At 35.8% G+C, this 24,549-nt stretch carries 23 protein-coding genes; 12 read left to right on the forward strand and 11 right to left on the reverse strand.

All coding sequences use genetic code 11. The features are described from left to right. The first annotated feature begins 73 nt into the window (after window positions 1–73). Complete coding sequence (locus RM542_RS02910) at window positions 74–829, forward strand: lysophospholipid acyltransferase family protein (RefSeq protein WP_311384888.1); 756 nt, start codon at window positions 74–76, stop codon at window positions 827–829. A gap of 44 nt (window positions 830–873) precedes the next feature. On the opposite strand, the gene RM542_RS02915 is transcribed toward RM542_RS02910, so the two are convergent. From RM542_RS02915 to recA, 4 genes are all read right to left on the reverse strand, one after another. Next, entirely contained in the window at window positions 874–2,349 is a 1,476-nt protein-coding gene (locus tag RM542_RS02915; RefSeq protein ID WP_311384210.1) for an outer membrane beta-barrel protein, read from the reverse strand. 11 nt (window positions 2,350–2,360) lie between these two features. Continuing rightward, a complete protein-coding gene (locus RM542_RS02920) occupies window positions 2,361–2,891 on the reverse strand; it encodes a sigma-70 family RNA polymerase sigma factor (RefSeq protein WP_311384211.1) in 531 nt (176 codons plus the stop codon). Between the two features lie 20 nt (window positions 2,892–2,911). Continuing rightward, window positions 2,912–3,340, reverse strand: coding sequence for a hypothetical protein (locus RM542_RS02925; RefSeq protein ID WP_311384212.1), 429 nt, complete (start codon window positions 3,338–3,340; stop codon window positions 2,912–2,914). 85 nt (window positions 3,341–3,425) lie between these two features. After that, window positions 3,426–4,433 carry a recombinase RecA gene (gene recA / locus RM542_RS02930; RefSeq protein WP_311384213.1) on the reverse strand — a complete coding sequence of 336 codons (1,008 nt, stop codon included), beginning with the start codon at window positions 4,431–4,433 and terminating at the stop codon, window positions 3,426–3,428. 266 nt (window positions 4,434–4,699) lie between these two features. Here recA and RM542_RS02935 point away from each other — a divergent pair, with 266 nt between their 5' ends. The 8 genes from RM542_RS02935 to RM542_RS02970 all read left to right on the forward strand — a co-directional run bounded on the left by RM542_RS02935 (window position 4,700) and on the right by RM542_RS02970 (window position 13,192). Then, a complete protein-coding gene (locus RM542_RS02935) occupies window positions 4,700–5,737 on the forward strand; it encodes a rhodanese-related sulfurtransferase (RefSeq protein WP_311384214.1) in 1,038 nt (345 codons plus the stop codon). 95 nt (window positions 5,738–5,832) lie between these two features. Beyond that, complete coding sequence (locus RM542_RS02940) at window positions 5,833–7,005, forward strand: regulatory iron-sulfur-containing complex subunit RicT (protein ID WP_311384215.1); 1,173 nt, start codon at window positions 5,833–5,835, stop codon at window positions 7,003–7,005. After that, window positions 6,998–7,486 carry a gliding motility lipoprotein GldH gene (locus RM542_RS02945; RefSeq protein ID WP_311384216.1) on the forward strand — a complete coding sequence of 163 codons (489 nt, stop codon included), beginning with the start codon at window positions 6,998–7,000 and terminating at the stop codon, window positions 7,484–7,486. Before RM542_RS02940 ends, RM542_RS02945 begins: the two co-directional genes overlap by 8 nt. Further along, a complete protein-coding gene (locus RM542_RS02950; RefSeq protein ID WP_311384217.1) occupies window positions 7,486–9,816 on the forward strand; it encodes a transglycosylase domain-containing protein in 2,331 nt (776 codons plus the stop codon). The genes RM542_RS02945 and RM542_RS02950 overlap by 1 nt, the downstream gene beginning before the upstream one ends. An 11-nt stretch (window positions 9,817–9,827) precedes the next feature. Further along, window positions 9,828–10,538: a CoA transferase subunit A gene (locus RM542_RS02955; RefSeq protein ID WP_311384218.1), complete on the forward strand. Its 711-nt coding sequence runs from the start codon at window positions 9,828–9,830 to the stop codon at window positions 10,536–10,538. Next, on the forward strand, window positions 10,528–11,181 hold the full coding sequence (locus RM542_RS02960) for a CoA transferase subunit B (protein ID WP_311384219.1): 654 nt from the start codon (window positions 10,528–10,530) through the stop codon (window positions 11,179–11,181). Before RM542_RS02955 ends, RM542_RS02960 begins: the two co-directional genes overlap by 11 nt. A gap of 339 nt (window positions 11,182–11,520) precedes the next feature. Then, window positions 11,521–12,036 carry a GNAT family N-acetyltransferase gene (locus RM542_RS02965; protein WP_311384220.1) on the forward strand — a complete coding sequence of 172 codons (516 nt, stop codon included), beginning with the start codon at window positions 11,521–11,523 and terminating at the stop codon, window positions 12,034–12,036. Between the two features lies 1 nt (window position 12,037). Beyond that, the gene (locus RM542_RS02970; protein WP_311384221.1) at window positions 12,038–13,192 is read left to right on the forward strand and encodes a serine hydrolase; all 1,155 of its coding nucleotides are present in this window, start codon (window positions 12,038–12,040) and stop codon (window positions 13,190–13,192) included. On the opposite strand, the gene RM542_RS02975 is transcribed toward RM542_RS02970, so the two are convergent. From RM542_RS02975 to RM542_RS02990, 4 genes are all read right to left on the reverse strand, one after another. Beyond that, window positions 13,189–14,328 carry a methionine aminotransferase gene (locus tag RM542_RS02975; RefSeq protein ID WP_311384222.1) on the reverse strand — a complete coding sequence of 380 codons (1,140 nt, stop codon included), beginning with the start codon at window positions 14,326–14,328 and terminating at the stop codon, window positions 13,189–13,191. The genes RM542_RS02970 and RM542_RS02975 overlap by 4 nt on opposite strands. Before the next feature lie 131 nt (window positions 14,329–14,459). After that, complete coding sequence (locus RM542_RS02980) at window positions 14,460–15,203, reverse strand: succinate dehydrogenase/fumarate reductase iron-sulfur subunit (RefSeq protein ID WP_311384223.1); 744 nt, start codon at window positions 15,201–15,203, stop codon at window positions 14,460–14,462. A 10-nt stretch (window positions 15,204–15,213) separates the two neighbouring features. Next, on the reverse strand, window positions 15,214–17,217 hold the full coding sequence (locus RM542_RS02985; RefSeq protein ID WP_311384224.1) for a fumarate reductase/succinate dehydrogenase flavoprotein subunit: 2,004 nt from the start codon (window positions 17,215–17,217) through the stop codon (window positions 15,214–15,216). Window positions 17,218–17,220: 3 nt separating this feature from the next. After that, window positions 17,221–17,889, reverse strand: a complete 669-nt coding sequence (locus tag RM542_RS02990) for a succinate dehydrogenase cytochrome b subunit (protein ID WP_311384225.1) — start codon at window positions 17,887–17,889, stop codon at window positions 17,221–17,223. 257 nt (window positions 17,890–18,146) lie between these two features. Here RM542_RS02990 and RM542_RS02995 point away from each other — a divergent pair, with 257 nt between their 5' ends. Together RM542_RS02995 and RM542_RS03000 are read left to right on the forward strand one after the other, a co-directional pair. Then, entirely contained in the window at window positions 18,147–19,040 is an 894-nt protein-coding gene (locus tag RM542_RS02995) for a RimK family alpha-L-glutamate ligase (protein WP_311384226.1), read from the forward strand. Further along, window positions 19,015–19,977 carry a succinylglutamate desuccinylase/aspartoacylase family protein gene (locus RM542_RS03000; RefSeq protein ID WP_311384227.1) on the forward strand — a complete coding sequence of 321 codons (963 nt, stop codon included), beginning with the start codon at window positions 19,015–19,017 and terminating at the stop codon, window positions 19,975–19,977. The genes RM542_RS02995 and RM542_RS03000 overlap by 26 nt, the downstream gene beginning before the upstream one ends. On the opposite strand, the gene RM542_RS03005 is transcribed toward RM542_RS03000, so the two are convergent. After that, on the reverse strand, window positions 19,974–20,402 hold the full coding sequence (locus tag RM542_RS03005; RefSeq protein ID WP_311384228.1) for a hypothetical protein: 429 nt from the start codon (window positions 20,400–20,402) through the stop codon (window positions 19,974–19,976). The two genes, RM542_RS03000 and RM542_RS03005, sit on opposite strands and share 4 nt — an antisense overlap. 99 nt (window positions 20,403–20,501) lie before the next feature. Then, entirely contained in the window at window positions 20,502–20,891 is a 390-nt protein-coding gene (locus tag RM542_RS03010) for a DUF2721 domain-containing protein (RefSeq protein WP_311384229.1), read from the reverse strand. A gap of 155 nt (window positions 20,892–21,046) precedes the next feature. Between RM542_RS03010 and RM542_RS03015 the strand changes: the two genes are divergently transcribed. Next, a complete protein-coding gene (locus RM542_RS03015) occupies window positions 21,047–21,328 on the forward strand; it encodes a hypothetical protein (RefSeq protein WP_311384230.1) in 282 nt (93 codons plus the stop codon). A 45-nt stretch (window positions 21,329–21,373) separates the two neighbouring features. On the opposite strand, the gene RM542_RS03020 is transcribed toward RM542_RS03015, so the two are convergent. Next, window positions 21,374–24,526 carry a VPS10 domain-containing protein gene (locus RM542_RS03020; RefSeq protein ID WP_311384231.1) on the reverse strand — a complete coding sequence of 1,051 codons (3,153 nt, stop codon included), beginning with the start codon at window positions 24,524–24,526 and terminating at the stop codon, window positions 21,374–21,376. Between the last annotated feature and the right edge of the window lie 23 nt (window positions 24,527–24,549).

The raw sequence follows: 24,549 nt of genomic DNA on the forward strand, positions 1-24,549 counted from the left end.
TAAAAAGAGAAATTTTCAAGTCAATTCAAAAAGATTGGCCAAGTTCATAATCAAATATTCTACTTTTGAAATCGTGTTAAGGCTTTTAAAAAACATTGGGTACACTTTTTACCGCGTCTGGTTTTATATACTTGTTGCATTGCCAATAGTTGTCTTCTTTCCCTTTTTACTGATTACAACGATTTCTGAAAAGACCTATCCCCAATTTTTTTGGCTGGCCAGAAACTTATGGGCAAAAACCATTTTGTACGGTATGGGTTGTCCTCCTAGAATTGAAAGGCAACAAGAATTAATTAAAAACGAAAGCTATATGTTGGTTGCTAATCATACAAGTATGCTCGACATTATGTTGATGCTTTATGTTAGTAAAAATCCTTTTGTTTTTGTTGGAAAAAAAGAGTTGGCTAAAATACCTCTGTTTGGATTTTTTTATAAGCGCGTTTGTATTTTGGTGGATAGAAATGATCCAAAAAGCAGAACGGCAGTATATCGTAGTGTTCAGAAAAGATTGAATAACGAATTAAGTATCTGTATTTTTCCGGAAGGAGGTGTGCCTGACGAAGAAGTACTTTTAGATAAGTTTAAAGATGGGGCTTTTAGAATGGCCATTGCACATAATATACCGATTGTTCCGATGACCTTTTATGATTGTAAGACCCGATTTTCTTGGACATTTTTTAGTGGAGGTCCCGGTAAACTAAGAGTTAGAATACATGAGTTTTTTGAAACTGGAATTCTTGGAAGTGAAGATACATCAACCTTACGCGAAGAGGTGAGAGAAACTATTTTGAATTCCTTAAAAATAAAAGAGCCCTCCAATATTAATTGAAAGGCTCTTTAAATTGTCACAAGAGTGACAACTAACCAACTTCTTTAGAATTTAAAACTTACACCACTATAAACACCAATGGTATAAGGTCTAAATAGACCCGCGGTGTCTGAAAATGTGTTCAATTGGTATTTAAAAACAGGTTCTAAATTCAACTGTACTTTTGGAGAAAATTCATAATTAAAACCTAATCCAATATTGGTGCTGAAATTGACGTCATTCAAATTATTTGCCTGCCCCATTTCGGTAACTAACCCTTCTGATTCTAAAGAAACAGAATTGTCAACTAAGAATAGAGAACTCACCCCGCCAATTACGTTAATGCCTAATTTTTTATCTACAAGGGCATAGTTTAATTCAAAAGGGACTTCTAGGTATCCCATTTGTTGCACCATTCGACCTTCTAATGCAGGGCTAGTAGCATTAAATTCTGATGAAGTAACATCACTAGCAGCAGCATCACTTCTGGGCTTGCTCTCCACAACTAAATTTCGAGAGGCTTGAGAATAACTTATATTATCAATAAGGTCATTAGTTGAAGCTTGCAATGACGAAGAAAAGACCACATCATTGGTATCATAGCCAAAATCAACTTTATGCACCCCTGTTCTTATACTCAACCTTTTACTTACCCCATAAGATACTTGTAAACCATAACTTAAGTTAACATTACCAGATTTAGTATTAGAAGCAAAATTTGAGTGAATGGGAGAACCTTGTCCTTGTGCATCAAAATAAACAGGTGCAACTGACGGCCCCATAGCCCATCTACTTTCTGATTTTTCAGTTATTTCTTTTTCCTCATCTTGGTTTTGTTCAGCTATGGCATCAAAAATGGATATTTTGATTTCATCTTCTACTTCTTCTTTTTGCGTCACATTACTTTCAACAACTTGTTCTTGTGATTTGAAAAGGTCAGTATTCGTGGTATTTTCTATAACAGGTTTCTTGTTTGTGATCTCGGCAACTGCATTTCTTTTGCTTTCAACAGTTTCATTGATTTGTTGGGTTGAAAATTTTGGTTTATCCTCAGCTTTATTTTTAGAATTATCAATCTTATTGTTGTTGACGACAGCCTGATTTTGGTTTTCATAGCTATTGGAATTTAAAAACTTAACATTTCCTGAAGATTTAATCGCTGATGCTTTTTCTTTCTCCTCAATATAGGCTTCATTTTCTTCAGTATTAATACTGGTTACTTCAGTAGTATTGTCATTTTTGATGTTAGCTGGTAATTCATTATTTTCAAAAACGTCTTTACCATCTATTGTTTGATCATCCCGAATATCAGTTATTATCGTTTCTTCAATTGATTTGTCGGCGCTAAAGGGATTTATCACATAAAATAAAACAGCTAAAAGCGCTGCAATGCCACCGAGTTTCCACCATATTGGTACAACTCTTCTCTTATCTTTTTTCTCTAAAGATGCTTCAATGCTTTTCCAAACACCTTCATCAGGCACTTCCTTGAAGTCTTTTAATTTATCTCTAAAGAGATTGTCTAAATTATTTTTTTCCATCCTTAAAAACTTTAAGCAATGTTTATATTTTCTTTTTCTAGCTTTTCTTTTAAAATCATTCTAGCCCGAGCTAGATTTGATTTTGACGTTCCTGTCGAGGTACCTAACAGTTCACTAATCTCTTTATGTGAATAACCATCCATCACATATAAATTAAAAGTCAGGCGATATTTATTTGGCAACTCCTGTATATAAGCTAATAGTCTTGATAAACTTATATTCGTTTCTTGCACCTCAACATCAATAATTTCGCCATAGTTCTCTGTAACTACATCTAAATGTTTCTGTTTTCTATATTTCTGTAAAACCGTATTAACAGTTATACGTTTTATCCAACCTTCAAAAGAACCTTTATGATTAAACTGACCAATTTTATCATAAATGGTCATAAAACTATCATGAAGATTATCTTCAGCTTCAGTTTTATTTCGCGAATACTTTAAGCATATACCAAAGAGCACATTAGAATATTTTCTATAGAGCTCTTCTTGGGCTTTTCGCCGTCCTTTTTTACAATTGTCTATGAGTTCTTCAAGACTCAAAATAGTTGGTTAGGTTTAAATTAGTTTACGCCTTCTGGTCTAACAGGTACTATATATTCTAAGTATTCAGGATTGCCATTTGCATCATTACCAGAATAAAATCTTAGGGTATAAGTGCCTATATTAAGGGCTGTAAATTCAAAAGAAGCTGTTATATCGTCATCCATTAAAACACAGTCCTCTTGCTCCAAAAAAGAGCCAATAGCTACTATACTTCTAGTATTCAATTCTCCTTCAAATACATCAAAACCTTCAAAATAGGTACAAGTATCCGGCCTTTCATAGGTTACTTGAATATTGTGAGAGGCATTTTGTTGAAAACTCTCAGGCAATTCAACGGATACTATTTTGAGATTGACGAACTGAAAATTTTCTTCTGATGATATATCACAACCATAGAATGAAAAAATAACTACTACGCATAGAAGTACTATTACCTTCTTTATCATAACCAATTATACTTAAATATATAGATGTGACTATAACGCTAAGGTTGCGTATTTAGGGTATTTAATCAAATAAAATGTAAAGAATTTACTCTTTGACAGCTTTTAAAGCCTCCTTAATTTTTTCTTCGAGTTCTTCAGATAGTTCAGGATTGTCTTCTAAGAGGTTTTTTACAGCATCTCTACCTTGTCCTAATTTAGTGTCTCCGTAACTAAACCAAGAGCCACTTTTCTTGACAATTTCAAAAGCTACACCTAAATCAAGAATTTCTCCAACTTTAGAGATTCCTTCTCCATACATGATGTCAAATTCCGCAGTTTTAAAAGGAGGCGCCACTTTATTTTTGACCACTTTTACGCGAGTTTTATTTCCTAAAACCGCACCATCAGTACTTTTTATTTGCGTAGATCTTCTAATGTCTAAACGTACAGAAGCATAAAATTTTAGCGCATTTCCACCGGTGGTAGTTTCTGGGTTACCAAACATCACCCCAATTTTTTCACGGAGTTGATTAATGAATATTACGGTACAGTTGGTTTTGCTAATTGAGCCTGTTAATTTTCTCAAAGCTTGAGACATTAAACGTGCATGAAGACCCATTTTCGAATCGCCCATTTCACCTTCAATCTCACTTTTAGGTGTAAGTGCGGCTACGGAATCGATAATCACTATATCAATAGCGCCAGAACGAATTAAATTATCAGCAATTTCTAGTGCTTGTTCTCCATTATCAGGTTGTGAAATGATTAAATTATCAATATCTACACCTAATTTTTTAGCATAAAAACGGTCAAAAGCATGTTCCGCATCAATAAAGGCAGCAATACCACCATTTTTTTGAGCTTCAGCAATTGCGTGCAAGGTTAAGGTAGTTTTACCTGATGATTCAGGGCCATATATTTCAACAACTCGACCTCTCGGGTATCCACTAACGCCTAACGCTATATCTAACCCTAAAGATCCAGAAGAAATTACTTCAACATCTTCAATTACACTATCACCCATTTTCATGACAGCTCCTTTTCCGTAGGTTTTATCTAGTTTGTCTAAGGTAAGTTTTAGTGCTTTTAATTTGGCCTCGTTATTGTTACTCATAATCTGAAAAAAATTAGACAACTAAAATACCACTTCTTTTGATTTTAAAGTACCAACGCAACCAATTAAAAATACATACATCTTAATATTGCTAATTCAAATGTACATATGACTTTAAGTTTAAAGTCACAAGACCGCTGATACGACTTTTAAATATGAAAAAGAAAAGTAGTGGTCAAAAGGCATCCTCCCCAAGGATGCCTTTTTTATTTAATCATTATTTTTGTCTTAATCATTTATTTTCAACTTAAAACTATTGGTATAGCATGCAACTGTACAATACATTAAGTGCGAAAGAAAGGGAAGAACTTATTGAAAAGGCAAGTAAAGACCGGCTAACGATTTCTTTCTATACTTATGCGCACATAAAAAACACGGAAATTTTTAGAAATCATCTTTTCATTCATTGGAATGAAATGGAAGTATTGGGCAGAATATATGTTGCTCATGAGGGTATCAATGCTCAGTTATCTGTTCCTGCCGAGAATTTCGAGGTCTTTAAAAATCACTTAGATAGTATTACATTTTTAGAAAATGTAAGATTGAATATCGCTATTGAGCAAAACAATAAATCATTCTTAAAACTTAAAGTAAAGATTCGGCATAAAATTGTTGCCGATGGCCTTAATGATGACACTTTTGATGTGACCAATAAAGGAATTCATGTTGGTGCTGAAAAATTTAATGAGCTCATTGAAGATCCAGATACTGTATTGGTTGATATGAGAAATCACTATGAAAGTGAAATAGGACATTTTAAAAATGCTATTACTCCGGATGTTGACACCTTTAGAGATTCACTTGACATAATCGAAGAAGATTTGGCTGATCATAAAGAAGATAAAAAACTGGTAATGTATTGCACGGGTGGAATTCGTTGTGAAAAAGCAAGTGCCTATTACAAGCACAAAGGCTTTAAACAAGTCTATCAACTTGAAGGAGGTATCATTGAGTATACACGACAGGTGAATTCTAAGAATTTAGAGAATAAATTCTTGGGAAAAAACTTTGTTTTTGACCACCGAAGGGGAGAACGTATTTCAGAAGACGTTATTGCTAATTGTCATCAATGCGGAAACCCTTGTGATACTCATGTAAATTGCGCCAATGAAGCTTGTCATCTTTTATTTATTCAATGTGAGGCTTGCGCTACAAAAATGAATAATTGTTGTTCGTACAATTGCAAAGAAATTCATGAATTGCCTTTTGAAGAGCAAAAGAAACTCAGAAAAGGTAAGCACGCGAGCAATAAAATTTTCAAAAAGGGTCGTTCAGAGGTGCTAAAGTTTAAAAAGTCGCAATAAGTGACAACTTAAATTATGCTATCTTTACTTTTGAGTTAAATATGAACCCTTTTTAAAGAAATTCTTAAAAATTTCTTTAAGTCAAGATATAAAATATGGGATGTAGCAGTTGTTCAACTGGTAAAGATGGACAGCCGCGTGGATGTAAGAACAATGGTACTTGCGGAACCGATGGTTGTAACAAACTTACAGTTTTCGATTGGCTTTCTAATATGTCGTTGCCAAATGGTCAAAAACCCTTTGATTGCGTAGAAGTCCGGTTTAAAAATAGTCGAAAAGAATTCTTCAGAAATACAGAAAATCTCTCTTTGTCCATAGGCGATGTTGTAGCTACGCAAGCAAAATCTGGACATGATGTTGGCATTGTAACCCTGACAGGTGAATTGGTGAAGGTGCAAATGAAGAAGAAAAAAACTTCTTATGAAGACAAAGACCTTCCAAAAATTTACCGAAAAGCATCACAAAGAGATGTTGATATTTGGCAAAAATGTAGAGACAAAGAACAAGAAATTCAAAAACGTTCGAGAGAAATTGCAATTGCCTTAAAACTTGAAATGAAACTTAGTGATGTAGAGTTTCAAGGAGATGGTTCTAAAGCAACTTTTTACTATACGGCGGAAGATCGTGTAGATTTTAGACAGTTGATAAAAGACATGGCCAAAGCCTTCAGTATTCGTATTGAAATGAGGCAAATTGGGTATAGACAAGAAGCGCAAAGATTAGGTGGCATTGGATCTTGCGGTCGTGAATTATGTTGCTCAACATGGCTTACAGATTTTAGATCAGTTAGCACTGCTTCTGCTAGATACCAGCAGCTAGCACTTAATCCTCAAAAATTAGCCGGGCAATGCGGTAAATTAAAATGCTGTCTTAACTATGAGTTAGACATGTATCTGGATGCGCTTAAAAATTTCCCGCCACAAGACGCTAAACTACAAACAGAAAAAGGAGTGGCTTTTTGTCAGAAATCTGATATTTTTAAAGAAATGTTATGGTTTTCATATAAGAACGACCCTGCTAATTGGCATGCCCTGCATAAAGATCAAGTATTAGAGATACTTGAATTAAATAAGTTAAATAAAAAGGTAGCAAGCCTTGAAGGTTATGTTGTTGAAACTATTTCTGAAGAAAAATTAGTTTTTGAAAACGTAGTAGGTCAAGATAGTTTGAACCGTTTTGACAAGCCGAAAAACAAGAAGCGGAATAACAAGAGAAAGAACAATAAAAGGAGGTCAAAAAATCGTAATACAACGGCAAAAAATGGCTAAGAAGTTTTTTATAATACTGTTGGTAGTTTTTGTGTGCGCTTGTACATCAAATTTGGAGCATTCTGAATACCGAAGTTTAAATAATGGTATTTGGACAATGAAGGACACCCTCCGTTTTAGTTTTGCCAATGTGGACTCGTTAACAAGGCGTAACATCTTCATTAATGTTCGTAATGATAATTCATATGAGTTTAGCAATCTTTTCTTAATAACTGCAATGGAATCTCCTAAGGGTGAAATAGTTATTGACACCCTAGAATTTGAAATGGCTTTACCTGATGGTTCTTGGTTAGGTAAAGGCACTGGAAGCATTAAAGAAAATAAATTGTGGTTTAGAGAAAACGTCGTTTTTCCTGATTCTGGCGTATATAATTTTAAAATATCACATGCGATGCGAAAGAATGGTAGCGTTGGTGGTATTCAAGAATTAAAAGGTATTACAGACATTGGTCTACAAATTGAAAAAACACAATCCCCCTAATGGCACAGGCTAAGAAAAAACAGAAAAACAATTTTAAAAGGTTTATCAAGTGGTTTTGGATTTTATTTGGGTCCGGAATTCTTGCTGTGGTATTGATATTTTTACTCGCTTCATGGGGCGTTTTTGGAGAAATGCCTGATTATCAATATCTAGAAAATCCAAGAACAAATTTGGCAACTGAGTTTATTTCTTCAGATGGAGAAACTTTAGGCAAATTGTATTTAGATGATAACCGAACGCCGGTAGATTTCTCGCAATTACCCGAGAATTTAATCAATGCACTTGTCGCCACAGAAGACGTTCGCTATTTCAAACATGCAGGTATTGATGCAAGAGGCTTTTTACGTGCTTTGGCATATTTAGGAAAAAAAGGTGGAGCCAGTACTATTTCGCAGCAATTGGCTAGACAGTTATTTGTAGGTAGAAAGGCTATTGGTTGGAAAAGATATTTTCAAAAAATACGTGAATGGGTTTTGGCGATTCAGTTAGAGAGAAGTTATACCAAAGAAGAAATCATAGCTATGTATTTCAATATTTATGATTTTGGTAACAATGCTGATGGAATACGATCAGCATCGCGGATATATTTTGGAAAAGAACCAATGGAATTAAGAACGGAAGAATCAGCAATGTTGGTAGGGATGTTCAAAAATTCTTCATTTTATAATCCTAGGTCTCACAGAAACCCAATAGGTACAAGAAATAGAAGGAATGTGGTTTTAGCTCAGATGGCTAAATATGATTATTTAGATGAACAGGTAAAGGACTCTCTTCAAGAACTACCTCTAAACCTTAATTATAATCCAGAGTCACACCGAGAGGGCCTTGCTACTTATTTTAGAATGTACATGCAACGTTGGTTAAATAGATGGGTAAAAGAAAACCCTAAGCCCGACGGAGAATCATATAACATCTATAAAGATGGGTTAAAAATATTCACAACGCTTGATTCTAGAATGCAAAAGAATGCTGAGGATGCAGTAGAAGCTCATATGGCTAAACTACAAGCGGAATTTTTTGTGCAGAATACTCCAGAACGTAATCCGACTACACCATTTCTAGATTTAGAAACTTTTGAGATAGACAACATTATCGAAAGAGCGATTAGAACATCGGATCGTTGGAGAGTTTTAAAAGGTCAAGGTAAATCTGAAAATGAAATCAGGGCTTCATTTAAGAAAAAAACTGAAATGACGGTGTTTGATTGGAACAGTGATTCTTACGAGAAAGACACTATCATGACACCACTTGATTCTATTAGATATTATAAGACTTTCTTAAGAACCGCTATGATGTCTATGGAGCCACAAACTGGTCATGTCAAGGCATGGGTTGGAGGCGTTGACTATAAACATTTTCAATATGACAATGTAATTCAGGGAACACGCCAAGCGGGGTCTACTTTTAAGCCATTTGTATATGCAGCCGCAATTGACCAATTACGTTATTCGCCCTGTGATTCCTTACCTGATTCTCAATATTGTATTGAGCCTCTAAAACATGGCAACATGGAAAAATGGTGCCCTAAAAATTCCAATGGAAAGTATTCCGGAAAAAATAGAACGTTGAAAAATGCATTGGCAAATTCAGTTAATACGGTGACAGCACAGTTAATAGATCAAGTTGGGCCTGGTTCGGTAGCTACTATCGCAAAAAATATGGGGATTACTAGAGAGATTCTTCCTGTTCCAGCTATTGCTTTAGGTGTACCAGAGGTCAATGTTTATGAAATGGTTGGGGCCTATGGCACATTTGCTAATCAAGGGGTTTATGTTAAGCCAGTAATGGTTACCCGAATTGAAGATAAAAACGGAACAGTGTTGTATGAATATGTTCCTGAAACAAAAGATGTGTTGAGCAAAGATGTTGCCTATACCATGGTAAATTTGATGGAAGGAGTTACTGAATATGGTTCAGGGGCAAGGTTAAGGCATACTTTTGGTAAGAATCAAACAAGGTATAAAGAAATTATCACAGGATACCCTTATGAGTTTAAAAACCCAATAGCAGGAAAAACCGGAACTACACAAAATCAAAGTGATGGTTGGTTTATGGGAATGGTACCAAATCTTGTTACTGGGGTTTGGGTTGGTGGAGAAGAAAGAGCAACGCATTTTAAATCTGGTGCTTATGGTGAAGGAGCATCCATGGCTTTACCAATTTGGGCTTTATATATGAAGGCTAATTACGAGAATGAAACCCTAGGAATTTCAAAAGAAGAGTTTGCAAAACCTGAAGAATTATCTATTAATGTCGATTGCGCAAAGATTGCTGAAGAGATGAAAAAAGAGTTGGACATTGAAGATGATTTAGATGATTTAGATTTTTAAAAGATATTCTCATGATAAAAAAAACGGTTTCTAATGTTTCTTCTGCTTTAAAAGGTGTTGATAATGGGATGACCTTTATGTTAGGAGGATTTGGACTATGCGGTATTCCGGAAAATGCCATTGCTGAATTGGTAGCATTGGAAATAAAAGATATTACCTGCATATCAAACAATGCAGGAGTTGATGATTTTGGTTTAGGGCTGCTTTTACAAAAGCGACAAATCAAAAAGATGATTTCTTCCTATGTCGGAGAGAACGACGAGTTTGAACGTCAGATGTTAAGCGGTGAGCTTGATGTAGAATTAACTCCACAAGGCACCTTAGCTGAAAAATGTAGAGCCGCTCAAGCCGGTTTCCCAGCTTTTTATACACCAGCGGGTTTTGGAACTGAAGTTGCTGAAGGTAAAGAAACTAGAAAGTTTGATGGAAAAATGCATGTTTTGGAACCAGCGTTTAAAGCTGATTTTGCCTTTGTAAAGGCATGGAAAGGTGATGAAGCTGGTAATTTAATATTTAAGGGAACAGCACGCAACTTTAATGCGTGTATGTGCGGTGCTGCAACCGTTACCGTTGCTGAGGTTGAAGAACTGCTACCAGCAGGAAGTTTAGATCCTAATGAAATTCACATTCCAGGTATTTTTGTGCAACGAATTTTTCAAGGAGAAAAATATGAAAAACGTATTGAGCAATTAACCGTTAGAACTAAAGAAGATGCTAGATAAAAACGGAATTGCAAAACGGATTGCTCAAGAAGTGCAAGATGGCTATTATGTAAATTTAGGAATAGGAATTCCAACCTTGGTAGCCAACTTTGTTAGAAATGATATTAGTGTTGAGTTTCAAAGTGAAAATGGAGTGCTTGGCATGGGCCCTTTTCCTTTTGAAGGGGAAGAAGATGCTGATATTATTAATGCCGGAAAACAAACGATAACAACACTCCCAGGAGCTTCTTTTTTTGATTCAGCTTTGAGCTTTGCAATGATTCGTGGAAAGCATGTTGATTTAACTATTTTAGGAGCAATGGAAGTTGCAGAAAATGGTGATATAGCCAATTGGAAAATTCCAGGAAAAATGGTTAAAGGCATGGGAGGCGCAATGGACTTAGTAGCATCTGCCGAGAATATAATTGTTGCTATGATGCACACTAATAGAGCTGGTCAAAGTAAACTTTTAAAACGTTGTTCACTACCTTTAACAGGGGTGGGTTGTGTAAAAAAAATAGTAACAAATCTTGCCGTTTTAGAAGTAACAAAAGATGGTTTTCTACTTTTAGAAAGAGCACCAGGTGTCACCGTAGAAGAGATAAAAATGGCAACGGAAGGTAACCTAAGGATTCCTAATTATGTTCCGGAAATGAAAATCTAGCTTGTCGAATTAGCAAGTAAATTTACTCATTTAACTCATTCACAACATCTTACAACTCATTCACAACAAATTTTTTTTTAGCTATCTGGTTTGGTTTTAATTTGAAATAATTAAGAAAGTACCCCAAATTAACCCTACAAAAACCGGAATCAATGATTTCTAAATTTCACCACGAATCTGTTGAAGAAGAAATACAGATTTACCGCAATGATTTTTATAGCGGCGTTATGAGATTGGTTAGAAAACTTTTTATGTTATAAACCAAACACCTCAACAAAAACACTAAAGACCTGATGTAAATCAAGGTCTTTTTTTATTTTTAGCACTTTCAATTTTCACATGAACGTAACATTTGAACTTTGTGGGTTAAATGATTTAGAAAGATTAATCAAGATTTCTAGAATCACTTTTTCAAATGCCTTTAAAGCAGATAATAATCCTAAAGACTTTAAAATTTATTTAAATAAAGCTTTCTCAAAAGAGGCATTGCTTAAGGAGTTAAAAGATGAAAATTCTGCTTTCTATTTTGTTTTTCTTAAAAATGACCTCGCAGGGTATTTTAAAGTAAATGAGTTCGGAGCTCAAAGTGATATAAAAGACAATGATGGCTTTGAATTAGAGCGTATTTATATCTTAAAATCTTATCAAAGAAAACAAATAGGCCTGAAAGTGCTCAGCAAAGTCTATGCTTTAGCAAAACAAAAAAGCAAAACATATATATGGCTTGGGGTCTGGGAAAAAAATCAAAAGGCTATCTTGTGGTATAAGAGAAACAATTTCAAAAAATTTGGAACGCATCCCTTTTTTATTGGAGCTGACGAACAAACAGATTGGTTAATGCAAAAAGAATTATAAGATGAAAATGACTATTGTGCTTAGCGTATTGAGTTTACTTTTCCTAAAAGTATGTATAGGACAAGACTATTATTTTCCTAAAAAGAATGATGTTTGGGAAACAAGCAACCAATCAAGCCAGTCTTTTAATGAAAATAGATTAGAAGAAGCAGTTTCATTTGCGAAAGACAATGAATATTCTGGATCTAGAGATTTAAGAATCGCGATTTTGAAAGGCTTTGAAAGAGAACCCTTTCATGAAATTTTGGGTCCTACTAAAAAACGTGGTGGCCCGGCAGGTATGATATTGAAGAATGGATATTTAGTGACCTCGTGGGGTGATACTAAAAGAGTTGATATGACCTTTAGCGTTACCAAAAGCTTTTTAAGTACAATGGCTGGTTTAGCTGAAGACAAAGGATTAATCAATAGTACAACTGATAAAGTAATCGATTATATCTGGGATGGAACTTTTGATGGAGCGCATAATTCAAAAATTACTTGGGAGCATTTATTACAACAAAATTCAGCTTGGTCAGGTGAGCTTTGGGGTGGAAAAGATTGGGCAGATAGACCACCTTCTGAGGGAGGTATTGATGATTGGAAGTTTGAAAAACCCAAAGAACCAGGCACTATAATGGAATATAATGATGTACGAGTAAATGTACTGGCGTATTCATTAACACATGTTTGGCGCAAACCAATGCCAATGGTATTAAAAGAGAATATTATGGATAAAATTGACGCTTCAACGACTTGGAGATGGCATGGGTATCACCATGCCTGGACAGAAGTTGATGGCCTGAAAATGAAGTCTGTTACCGGCGGTGGTCATTCTGGAGCAGGCATTTTTATTTCTGCCGAAGATATGGCTCGCTTTGGCATGTTGTTCTTAAATGATGGAAAATGGAGAGACCAACGGTTAATTAGCGAAGGGTGGATTCAAAAGGCTATCACTCCTTCAAAGCCAAATAACAATTACGGCTATATGTGGTGGTTAAATAAACAAGGAAGTAGACATTGGGAGGGTCTTTCTGAAAACATTTACTATGCTGCTGGTTTTGGGGGTAATTTTATAGTTATTGATAAAGAGAATGATCTGGTTGTTGTAACTCGCTGGCTTGAACCAAAAAAGATAGCTGAGTTTATGCGATTGGTAAATAGGTCTTTAAATTAAAGCGTATTTAAAATTTCTGCTGCTTTATCTAGGGTTTCTTCAGTTTTAGCAAAACAAAAACGTAGTTGCTGGTTATCTTGTTTGTTTAAATTGAAGACAGAAATAGGAATACTAGCAATCTTATATTCTCTTATTAAGCGTTCTGCATAAGCGATATCGTTCTCGGCTGTTATTTTCGAATAATCTAAAACCTGGAAATAAGTTCCCGCACTTGGGGTTTTAATGAATCTTGAATCTTCAATTGCACTTAAGAAGTAATCTCTTTTTTGTTGGTAAAACTGATTGAGGCCTAAATAATTTTCAGGAGTTCTTAAATACTCAGCAACTGCTCGTTGCATCGGATGGTTTACGCAAAAAACAACATATTGATGCACTTTTTGAAATTCAGCCATTAGTTCTTTTGGTGCAGCACAGTAACCCATTTTCCATCCTGTTACATGAAAAGTTTTACCAAAAGAAGCACAGATGATACTTCTTGTGGCTAAGTCTTTGTATTTAGCTACACTTTCATGTTGGTTACCATCAAAGACCAAGTGTTCGTAAACTTCGTCGCTTACTACAATAATATCGGTACCTTCTAAAATAAGCTGAAGTTGAGTCATATCTTCTTTAGAAAGGATAGTTCCTGTGGGGTTGTGTGGCGTATTGATGATGACCATCTTGGTTTTATGAGAAATTGTCGATTTAAAAACGTCCCATTGTATTTTAAAATTGGCACTCTCTAATTGTATGGGTACAACTATGCCACCACAAAGTTCAATAGCTGGTTCATAACAGTCGTAAGCTGGTTTAAAAACTACCACTTCATCATTTGGTTTAATGAAGGCTGAAATCGCCGTAAAAATGCCCTGTGTGGCACTAGCTGTTATAGTAATTTCATTTTCGGGATGGTAATAACGACCATATAGGCTTTCTATCTTGTCAGCAATTACTTCGCGAAGAGAATAAATGCCTTGCATAGGTGCATACTGATTATGACCGGAGGAGATTGCTTGTTGGGCAAGATCTAATAGTGCTGCATCAGCACCAAAATTGGGAAATCCTTGTGAAAGGTTTACTGCATTATGCTTATGAGCAAGTTTTCCAATTGTAGTGAAAATTGTTGTTCCAACATTTGGCAATTTTGAATCCATCATGAATTGTAAATGCTTTAGAATTCAATTTAAGGAAACTTCAAGGTTTATTAGAAATAAACCGCTAAAGAAATAAAAAACCCAAACATTGAATAACAAGTTTGGGTTTTTAAGCTTTATTTTTGTGCGCCGTATTATTTCACGCTAGCTGCAAGATACTCTCGATTCATACGAGCAATATTTTCCAAAGAAATGCCTTTAGGGCATTCAACTTCACAAGCTCCAGTATTGGTACAATTTCCAAAGCCTTCTAAATCCATTTGTTTTACCATGTTCAAAACACGATCAGTAGCTTCAACTTGACCTTGAGGTAATAAGGCAAACTGTGAAACCTTAGCTGAAGTAAATAGCATAGCACTTGCATTTTTACAAGCAGCAACGCATGCACCACAACCAATGCAAGTGGCCGCATTAAAAGAAGCATCTGCTGCATCTTTTTCAATAGGAATTGCGTTAGCATCAACTGGGCGACCAGATGTGTTTACCGAGATATACCCCCCTGCTTGTTGTATTCTATCAAAAGCTGTTCTATCAACAATTAAATCTTTGATTACAGGAAAAGCTTTAGCTCTCCATGGCTCTATAACAATAGTATCACCATCGTTAAAACTTCTCATATGCAATTGACACACAGTAATCATAGAATCTGGACCATGCGGTCTACCATTTATCATCAGAGAACAAGTACCGCAAATACCTTCTCTACAATCATGATCAAACTCAACTGGCTCTTCACCTTTAGTTATTAAATCTTCATTTAAGACATCAAGCATTTCTAAAAAAGACATGTCATTTTCTATACCTTCTAGGGTATAGGAAACCATATTTCCTTTAGTAGATGCGTTCTTTTGTCTCCATATTTTTAAAAAAATCTTCATAGCAATATTTTTATTTATAAGAACGTGTCTTTACTTCAATATTTTCATAAACCAATTTCTCCTTATGTAATTTGGCTTTTCTTGGGTCACCTTTATACTCCCATGCAGAAACATAAGTGTAGTTCTTATCATCACGTAAGGCTTCACCCTCCGGTGTTTGATACTCTTCTCTAAAATGCCCACCACAAGATTCATTTCGGTCAAAAGCATCCATAGCAAACAATTCACCTAATTCAAGAAAGTCAGCAACTCGACCGGCCTTTTCTAATTCTTGGTTTTTAGCATTAGCATCACCAGGTACTTTTACATTTTCCCAGAAATCTTTGCGCAGTTCAGCAATTTCATTCATTGCTTCTTGCAATTCTTTTTCATTACGAGCCATGCCACATTTATTCCACATAATTTTACCCAATTTCTTATGGTAATAATCAACAGAGTGCTCGCCTTTAGCAGACATTAGTTTTTCTATTCTATCTCTTACATTTTTCTCTGCATCCTGAAATTCCGAAGAATCTGTAGAAATTGGACCAGTTCTAATATCATCCGACAAGTAGTCGCCAATAGTATATGGTAAAACAAAATAACCATCAGCTAGTCCTTGCATCAAAGCTGAAGCTCCTAAACGGTTTGCTCCATGATCACTAAAATTAGCTTCACCAGCAGCATAACAACCAGGGATGCTAGTCATTAAATTATAATCAACCCAAAGACCTCCCATGGTATAATGTACCGCTGGGTAAATCATCATTGGAGTTTTGTAAGGGTTTTGATCAACGATTTTTTCATACATCTGAAAAAGGTTTCCGTATTTGGCTTCAACGACTTCTTCGCCAAGTTTTCTAACCGTTGTATCATCAGGATTTTTCATACCTGATGTTAAAGCTTTTTCACGACCATAACGCATAATTGCAGCATCAAAATCTAGATAGACTGCTTCACCTGTTTTATTAACACCGAAACCAGCGTCACAACGTTCTTTTGCAGCACGAGATGCTACATCTCTTGGAACAAGATTACCAAACGCAGGATATCTACGTTCTAAATAGTAATCCCTATCTTCTTCTGCTAGTTCAGTTGGTTTTAGCTTACCTGCTCTTATAGCTTCAGCATCTTCTTTTTTGGCAGGTACCCAAATACGTCCATCATTACGCAATGATTCAGACATCAATGTTAATTTAGATTGATGGTCACCTGATACTGGAATACAAGTAGGGTGAATTTGAGTAAAACATGGATTCGCAAAGAAAGCACCTCGTTTATGGGCTTTCCAAGCAGCCATTACATTAGCTCCCATACAATAAGTAGAAAGGAAAAATAAGTTTCCATAACCTCCAGTAGCAAGAACTACTGCATGTGCTGAATGTCTTTCTATTTCACCTGTAACTAAATTACGAGCAATGATTCCCCTCGCTTTACCATCGACCAAAACCAAATCTAACATCTCGTGACGAGTGTAAGATTTTATTTTACCTCTTTGAATTTGGCGATTCATTGCAGCATAAGCTCCTAAAAGTAGTTGCTGTCCTGTTTGACCTTTAGCATAAAAAGTTCTAGATACTAATACGCCACCAAAAGAACGGTTATCTAAAAGACCACCATATTCACGTGCAAAAGGAACTCCTTGTGCTACGCACTGGTCAATTATGCTTGTTGAAACTTCGGCTAAACGATGAACATTTGCCTCTCGAGAACGGTAGTCACCACCTTTTACAGTATCATAAAAAAGACGATATACACTATCACCATCACCTTGATAATTTTTAGCAGCATTTACACCACCTTGTGCGGCGATAGAGTGAGCGCGTCTTGGAGAATCTTGATAACAAAATGTTTTTACATTGTAACCTAGCTCAGCCATGGTCGCTGCTGCTGAACCACCGGCAAGCCCCGTTCCAACCACAATAACATCAATATTACGTTTGTTAGCAGGGTTAACTAAGTTAATCTCGTTTTTATATTTGGTCCATTTATCAGCCAAAGGACCTGATGGAACTTTTGAATCCAATACTCCCATAAATTAGTGTGTTATTGGGTTAAGGTGGTGGTACAGCGCAATAAATGCAAATGCCAACGGCACAACCACTGCAAATAATTTTGTAAAATTTTTGATCGCTGGAGTGTACTTATTCTTGACTCCCATACTTTGAAATGATGATTGAAATCCATGCCATAAGTGTAATCCAAGTAGGCCGAATGAAACAACATAAATTACTGTGCGCCAAATAGGAGCAAATTTTTCTACAGTTTCGGCATAGTAACGAGTCGGGTCCTGCGGATTAGCTTCAATGTACTTATAAGTCATTTCATGTACCCAGAAATCATAAAAATGAAGCCCTAAAAAAGCCAGAATAACTAACCCAGAATAAATCATATTTCTGGAAACCCAAGAGGCATTAGCTCCTCCTTGGTATTTCGCGTAGCTGATTCCTCTAGCTGCACGATTTTGAAATTCTAAAACAAAGCCCATCACAAAGTGAACAATTACACCAATAATCAAAATCGGCTGCATTGCATACTGCACTATTGGATTATAACCCATAAAATGTGAAGCCTCATTAAAAAAATCTGGTGAAATAACGGATGCTAAGTTGATGGATACATGTAATACTAAGAAAATCACTAAAAAAAGACCTGAAAGCGCCATCACTACTTTACGGGCCAGCGAAGATTTTATCAATCCACTCATTCGTAGTTGGTTTTAGATACAAATTTAGGGCACAACCTAGTTTTTAACAAGTTTTCAACTAAGCAATAATCCTTATTTAGAAAGATTATAAGGAATCTTCGAAAACGTTTGATAAACTTTGTTAAAATATATGGAAGTAAACCTAAAACCTTCAACAAAAGTTGAATTAACAAAGTATTAATTTTTTCAAGTTTAAGTGTGGGTTTTAATTTTTGCACGATATTCATACTCTAAATAAGAAGTGTATAGCTATTTCTATGAATATTGCCTTACTATCCGTTAGTTTAAATGTACATTCCACAAGAAGAATTGCTATTGAAGCAGAAAAGGCCGGGCACTATGTTGAATTGATTGACCATACCAAGTGCTCTGTAAAACTTGGTGATGGTAAACCAAAAATATTTTTAGGAGAAGAAGATGTTACCAGTGAATTTGATGCGATAATACCGCGAATAGGAACTAAAGTAACTAGGCATGGTTCGGCGATTGTAAAGCAGTTTGAAATGAATGGTGTTTTTAGTACTGCTCGTTCATTGGGTATTACTAGGGCCAGAAACAAAGTAAGAACCTTACAAATAATGGCTCGTAAAGGAATACCGATACCAGAAACTTTATTTTCAATCAATCCAGACAATATAGAAGACCAAATACGTCTTTTAGGTGGACCACCGGTTATTATTAAAATACAAGAAGGCACCCAAGGCTTGGGTGTTATTTTAGCAGAAAGCAAAAAGTCTGCTAAATCAATTATAGATACTTTTTATAAAATGGATACCAGTATTCTTTTACAGCAATACGTAGAAGAAGCTAATGGAGAAGATATCAGAATTATTGTGATTGGAAATAAAGTAATTGCAAGTATGAAGCGTGTAAGCGAACGTGACGAATTTCGTTCCAATGTTCATAGAGGTGGACAAACTGAGGCCATAGAAATTTCTGCAAAAGAAAGACAAATTGCTTTAGATGCTACTAAGTATCTAGGTTTAGGAGTTGCCGGTGTAGATCTCATGAGATCAAAGAAAGGACCAGTTCTATTAGAGGTCAATGCATCACCTGGATTGAAAGGAATAGAAGCCGCAACGGGAATAAATGTAGCCAAACATATCATTGAATTTGTTGAAAAAAATGCACTTAGAAAAAGAAGAAAATAAAACTATTGTAATCAATAAGGTAGAAATAAAACCAGGTCAAAGTAAAATGGTTTTAATTACTATTTCTCGATTACCCACAGGTACTTTAATAGAAATACCTGTACATGTTTTCAATGCGAAAAAGCCGGGCCCTACAGTTTTATTACAAGCAGGATTACACGGTGATGAAATTAATGGGATAGAAACGCTTCGTAGAATGTTAGAGCATAATGATTTTAATATTGAAAAAGGATGCGCCGTTGTAGTGCCAATACTTAATATTTTTGGCTTTATACATTTTTCAAGAGATGTACCAGATGGTAAAGATGTCAACAGAAGTTTTCCTGGAAAAAAATTGGGTTCTTTAGCAAGTAGAATGGCTTATCATTATACTAAAGAAGTTTTGCCTCAAATAGATTTTGGAATTGATCTGCACACGGGTGGTGGGCAACGTCATAATTTTCCGCAAGTCCGCTATACGGCAATGGATGAATCAAGTAAGCATTTTGCCAAAATATTTAATGCTCCTTTTTATTTTCCTTCTAAATTAATTTCCGGGTCATTTAGAAAAGCTGCTTATAATCTGGAAAAACCAATTTTGGTTTATGAAGCTGGAGAAAGTATGCGCTTTGACAAACACGCAATTAAAACAGCCATAAAAGGAATTAAAAACGTGCTTAGAAATGTTGGGATGTTGCCGAAATCAGATGAAGCTGACCAATCCAATTCTATTCATTTTGAATCTACTAAATGGATTAGGGCTTCAAGAGCAGGGATGTTTATTCCAAAAATCGAAAATGGCTCAGAAGTGAATCAAGGTCAAGTGTTAGGGTATATTACAGATACTGTTGCTAAAAAAAGCAAGGATGTTGTTTCACCTGTTTCTGGCCACGTTTTTTGTATCAATTATCAAGCTGTAGTGAATCAAGGAGATGCCTTGTTTCATATAGGTGCTTAGTTGCTCAACTCTTGTTTCTTTTCAATTTTAGACAAACTCCACGTTATGGCCTCTTCTAAATCGGTAAACTGTTTAATTGAATTTTTAAAGAACATTCGTTCCATTACTAAACTTGCAAAACTACCTTTGGTTTGACCAACAACAGAATAAAAACTAAGCTGATTTCTATTGGCATAAAATTTTGACCAATCTGTTGGAACAATGTGGTAATTGTTAATTCGGTTTGAAATGTAAGCAATGGGCATGTCTTCCCCGAAAATTTCTTGAGCAGCCTTTATAGCTTTCTTGGCCATATTCCATTCAAAAGTAACTCCTTCGTTCATTTCAGAAATGACGATACCATCAAAAAAATAAAATGTACCAAACTGATACTCCCTTATTTCCTTTATGTTTTTGAAAAAGGGGATGCGTTTGACCCTTTTCATAACCTTAAGATTTTAGTTTCGTTGGATTTCCAATATATAAAAAATTATAGAATAATCATTAAAGAAATTTCTGTCATAAAAAATGAAGTATTTGTAAACTTAACTTTCCATATTCCTTAATTGAATGCCTAGAGCCTTGGTTGAAAGTTGAACTTCAATTAGCGATAAAATCAAAGAAACCATTAAAAAGACAAGACTTATTCCAAATATAATATTGGCCCAAATGGATAATTCAACATAGACTAAGAACATTGTTATTGCCGCTAATAAAAAACTGATAATAGCGGTGGCTTGCATGTTTTTGATAATTTCTAAACGTTTGCGGAGCATATCAATTTGCTTTTTTATTGGCGCAGCCTCAGTTGCTTCAAATTGTTTGTACAGTTGTCGAATGAGGTTGGCAATTGCCAAATATCTGGCATTATAGGCCAACATTGTTAACGAAATTGCTGGAAAAAGTAGCGCTGGAATACTTAAAGTAAGTTGCATTGGTTTTGTTTAGTTAAATGACCTTTTTAAGGTTATGAAGCTAAGAAAAACTATAAGAGGTATAATTGCGAAAACGATATTTTTATTGCTAAATAATTGTCAATCAAATAAATATTACGTTTATTTATTGCCAAGTAACCATTAAAATAACAAACATGGAAGAGTATTTACCGTTAATTATTCAATTAGTTTCAGGTGCTGTAGGAGGAAATGTAGCTGGGAAATTATTACCAAAATTAAATTTAGGAACCTTAGGAAATTCTATCTCTGGTATTCTTGGAGGAGGACTTGGAGGAACGCTACTTGGAATGCTGGGATTAGCAACTGACGGCGGAATGGATGTTACCGGGATTATCGGAAGCATTGCCGGTGGTGGTGTTGGTGGTGGTGTAATTATGGCCATTATTGGTGCTATCAAAGGTGCTATGTCAAAATAGCTAATTAACCAACTTTAAACCGGGGGCTTTTTTAAGCCCCTTTTTTTATGATTTTATCTTTTTACCAGATTGTAATTGTAATTCACTCTTTTTAAGCTGTTCATTTAGTTTTTTAACTTCAACTTTTATAAAAGTTTGGAACTTCATTTCGGCACTCTTAAGTCGACTATTTAATACTTCATAAACTTCTCTTTGTTGATTGGTGGGTTTAAAGTCAACACCAAAACCACCTATATCACTTGCCAAGGCACTAATTCGACCATATAACTTCATTGGTGAACGAAAAGCATCTTCTCTTGCACCAGTTAAATTAATATCATAAAGTGCATTGACGATGCCTTCGGCATTAGATAGTAACTCATTGGCAGTTTCTTTATCATTTTTATCTTTTAATTGTGGTAGTATCTCTTGCAACTCTGCTCTAATATCTTCAATGTCATTAATCATGGTCACAGCAAGGTTCATTGCATCTCTTAATTCTAAAGAAAAAGCGACTTGTTCTTTTATACTTTCAACGGTACCCTCAGTATTAGGGTCTTTTAAAACGGTTAAGTCTCTAACAAATTCTTGTGCTCCAATCACTAGTTTCACTTTATAATTATCTGGAACTACTCTTGGGCCAAATTGCCCTCGCCATAAGTCTAAATCCCACGTTACCAAGGGCCTCCAACCTTCTCCATTCAATTGTACCCAAGGTCTTCCTGGGGGTGTGGTTTTTATTCTAGGTTTATAGGTGGGTTCATAACGTAAATCCCAAACTGTGCGGTGAACCCCTTCAGAAGAATTACCTTTTAAAGTTCTTACAACGTCATCATTTGAATTTAAAATTTGAATCTCAACATTTTGTTCTGTACTATCTTTTAAGAAGTAGTTAATGTATGCTCCATACGCGGGATTTCTGCCCGAATTTAAACTAGGGCCATCTGTTTTAATAGCCTGTTGGTTTTGAAAACGATATGCTTCCCGCAGACTAAATAAATGAACCTCTTTCCCATTTGATTCATCAAATTCACGCAAGGAAGAAATATCATCTAAAATATAATAGCCTCGGCCGTAAGTTCCAATAACTAAATCATCAAAACGTTCTTGCACTTCTAACCAATAAATAGGTGCTGGCGGCAGGTTATTTCGAAGTCTCATCCAGTTTTCACCGTCATCATAACTTAGGTATAAACCATTATCAATACCTAAATACAACATGCCTTCTCTTTTAGGATCTTCTTTAATCACATGAGCAAAACTATGTACTGATTTTGGAATGTTCTCACTAATTTTTTTCCAAGATTGGCCATAATCCTCTGTTTTGTAGACATAGGGGTCAAAATCTCCCATTTGATGTAAATCAATTGTGATATAAACGGTGCCTTTATTATATCGAGAAGGTTCAATATTGGCAATGGTCCCCCATTTTGGAAGGTCAGGAATATTCGTAGTAACATTTGTCCAGTTTTCGCCGCTGTCTTTAGTTACTTGAACTTGACCATCATTGCTACCAGTCCAAATTAAGCCAGGTTCTAAGGTAGATTCTTCAATACTAAAGAGTGTAGCCCCATCAAAGGTCATTAAGTTATCTACAGCAACTCCTCCAGAACTTTGTTGGTGGGTTTTGTCGTTTAGAGTTAAATCAGGACTAATAACTTGCCAACTTTGACCATCGTCATCGCTTTTGTGCACAAATTGACTGCCTACATAAACCCGATGTTTGGTATGCGGAGAAAAGGATAGTGGAAAATTCCAATGCCAGCGGTATTTCAATTTACCAGGTTCCCAACCATAACCTGCTTCTGGCCAAACACGTACATCACGAGCATGACCAGTTCTAACATCGTAACGTTGTAAACCGCCATCGTAGCAGCCTGACCACACAATATTGTTGTCTAATGGATCTGGTTGTGCAAATCCGCTTTCACAACCACCAACGCCTTTCCAAAGCCCTAAGGGAATATATCCTTGGCGACTATTACTTGGCCCTTTATAAGAATATCCATCTTGGCGATTACCATATACATTGTATGGAATTTGATCATCAATTGATACATGGTACATCTGAGCTATTGGCAATACAATTCGTTGATAAGATTTTCCTCGATTTGAACTAATACTTGCGCCACCATCGTGAGCCACCATAATCCGATTGGCATTTGTTGGGTCTACCCAGATGTCATGATTATCACCCCCAGCTCGGTACCCAGATTTTAGAGTTTTGCCTCCATCTTTAGAAACACTGAATTTTACTGATGCAAAATAAAGTTCATTAGGGTCATCCGTCGAGATGGCCATTCGAGTGTAATATGGTGCCCGTTCATTGATATCATGGTTTTGGGTTTGTAAGGTCCAACTCTCTCCAAAATCTTCAGATCGATACAAGGCAGGACTATCTATTTCAAATAAAGCATAGGCAATATTGGGTTGTGAATAAGAAATGGCAACTGCTGTCTTACCAACATGATTTTTATTCCCTCCTGGCAATCCGTTTTCTGAAAGAGCTTTCCAAGTTGAGCCTCCATCCATAGAGCGGTAAATTCCGCCCCCTGCACCCCCACTTCGTAGCCCCCAAGTATTAATGTGAATAGACCACATGGCAACCATAATTTGGTCTGGATTATTAGGATTTAGAGCCATATCTGCGGCACCAGTATTTTCATCTATAAACAAAACACGTTCCCAGCTTTTACCGCCATCGACTGTTTTGTAAACCCCTCTATCTTGCTGCGGACCGTAAGTATGACCCAAGGCAGCAGCATAAACAATATCAGGATTTGTAGGGTGAACCAAAATACGACCAATGCGACCGGTTAGTTTCAAACCCATATTTTTCCAAGTTTTACCAGCATCTTCAGATTTATAGATGCCATCACCCATAGCGTGGGCAGGTCTTATCACAAAAGTTTCGCCGGTACCTACCCAGACAATATCAGGATTGCTTGGGGTAATGGCCAATGAGCCGATAGAGGAAACGTCTTGGTCATCAAAAATGGGTTTCCAGTTGATACCGCCATCGGTGGTTTTCCAAAGGCCTCCAGAAGCCGCACCTATGTAAGTAACCATAGGATCACTTTGCACTCCAGCAATGGCTATGGTTCGGTTTCCTTCAGGACCAATAAATCTAAAATCAAATTCTTTAAAGGCTGATAAATCTTTTTGTGAAAAAACTAAAGAAGAGAACGTTGCAAAAAATAAGAGTAGTTTGAATTTCATAAGGATATGCGTTGGTTGAAAAA

This window comes from Croceitalea sp. P059 (assembly GCF_031846365.1).
GTDB lineage: Bacteria > Bacteroidota > Bacteroidia > Flavobacteriales > Flavobacteriaceae > Croceitalea > Croceitalea vernalis.

What these genes read in the sequence shown, in the direction of transcription:
- RM542_RS02940 (WP_311384215.1), top strand. Translation starts at nt 5,833, where the DNA reads ATGGGATGTAGCAGTTGTTCAACTGGTAAAGATGGACAGCCGCGTGGA.
- RM542_RS02935 (WP_311384214.1), top strand. Translation starts at nt 4,700, where the DNA reads ATGCAACTGTACAATACATTAAGTGCGAAAGAAAGGGAAGAACTTATT.
- RM542_RS02955 (WP_311384218.1), top strand. Translation starts at nt 9,828, where the DNA reads ATGATAAAAAAAACGGTTTCTAATGTTTCTTCTGCTTTAAAAGGTGTT.
- RM542_RS03015 (WP_311384230.1), top strand. Translation starts at nt 21,047, where the DNA reads ATGGAAGAGTATTTACCGTTAATTATTCAATTAGTTTCAGGTGCTGTA.
- RM542_RS03005 (WP_311384228.1), bottom strand. Translation starts at nt 20,402, where the DNA reads ATGAAAAGGGTCAAACGCATCCCCTTTTTCAAAAACATAAAGGAAATA.
- RM542_RS02975 (WP_311384222.1), bottom strand. Translation starts at nt 14,328, where the DNA reads ATGATGGATTCAAAATTGCCAAATGTTGGAACAACAATTTTCACTACA.
- RM542_RS02945 (WP_311384216.1), top strand. Translation starts at nt 6,998, where the DNA reads ATGGCTAAGAAGTTTTTTATAATACTGTTGGTAGTTTTTGTGTGCGCT.
- RM542_RS02995 (WP_311384226.1), top strand. Translation starts at nt 18,147, where the DNA reads ATGAATATTGCCTTACTATCCGTTAGTTTAAATGTACATTCCACAAGA.
- RM542_RS03010 (WP_311384229.1), bottom strand. Translation starts at nt 20,891, where the DNA reads ATGCAACTTACTTTAAGTATTCCAGCGCTACTTTTTCCAGCAATTTCG.
- RM542_RS02965 (WP_311384220.1), top strand. Translation starts at nt 11,521, where the DNA reads ATGAACGTAACATTTGAACTTTGTGGGTTAAATGATTTAGAAAGATTA.
- RM542_RS02990 (WP_311384225.1), bottom strand. Translation starts at nt 17,889, where the DNA reads ATGAGTGGATTGATAAAATCTTCGCTGGCCCGTAAAGTAGTGATGGCG.
- RM542_RS02985 (WP_311384224.1), bottom strand. Translation starts at nt 17,217, where the DNA reads ATGGGAGTATTGGATTCAAAAGTTCCATCAGGTCCTTTGGCTGATAAA.
- recA (WP_311384213.1), bottom strand. Translation starts at nt 4,433, where the DNA reads ATGAGTAACAATAACGAGGCCAAATTAAAAGCACTAAAACTTACCTTA.
- RM542_RS02960 (WP_311384219.1), top strand. Translation starts at nt 10,528, where the DNA reads ATGCTAGATAAAAACGGAATTGCAAAACGGATTGCTCAAGAAGTGCAA.
- RM542_RS02970 (WP_311384221.1), top strand. Translation starts at nt 12,038, where the DNA reads ATGAAAATGACTATTGTGCTTAGCGTATTGAGTTTACTTTTCCTAAAA.
- RM542_RS03020 (WP_311384231.1), bottom strand. Translation starts at nt 24,526, where the DNA reads ATGAAATTCAAACTACTCTTATTTTTTGCAACGTTCTCTTCTTTAGTT.
- RM542_RS02915 (WP_311384210.1), bottom strand. Translation starts at nt 2,349, where the DNA reads ATGGAAAAAAATAATTTAGACAATCTCTTTAGAGATAAATTAAAAGAC.
- RM542_RS02980 (WP_311384223.1), bottom strand. Translation starts at nt 15,203, where the DNA reads ATGAAGATTTTTTTAAAAATATGGAGACAAAAGAACGCATCTACTAAA.
- RM542_RS02950 (WP_311384217.1), top strand. Translation starts at nt 7,486, where the DNA reads ATGGCACAGGCTAAGAAAAAACAGAAAAACAATTTTAAAAGGTTTATC.
- RM542_RS02925 (WP_311384212.1), bottom strand. Translation starts at nt 3,340, where the DNA reads ATGATAAAGAAGGTAATAGTACTTCTATGCGTAGTAGTTATTTTTTCA.
- RM542_RS03000 (WP_311384227.1), top strand. Translation starts at nt 19,015, where the DNA reads ATGCACTTAGAAAAAGAAGAAAATAAAACTATTGTAATCAATAAGGTA.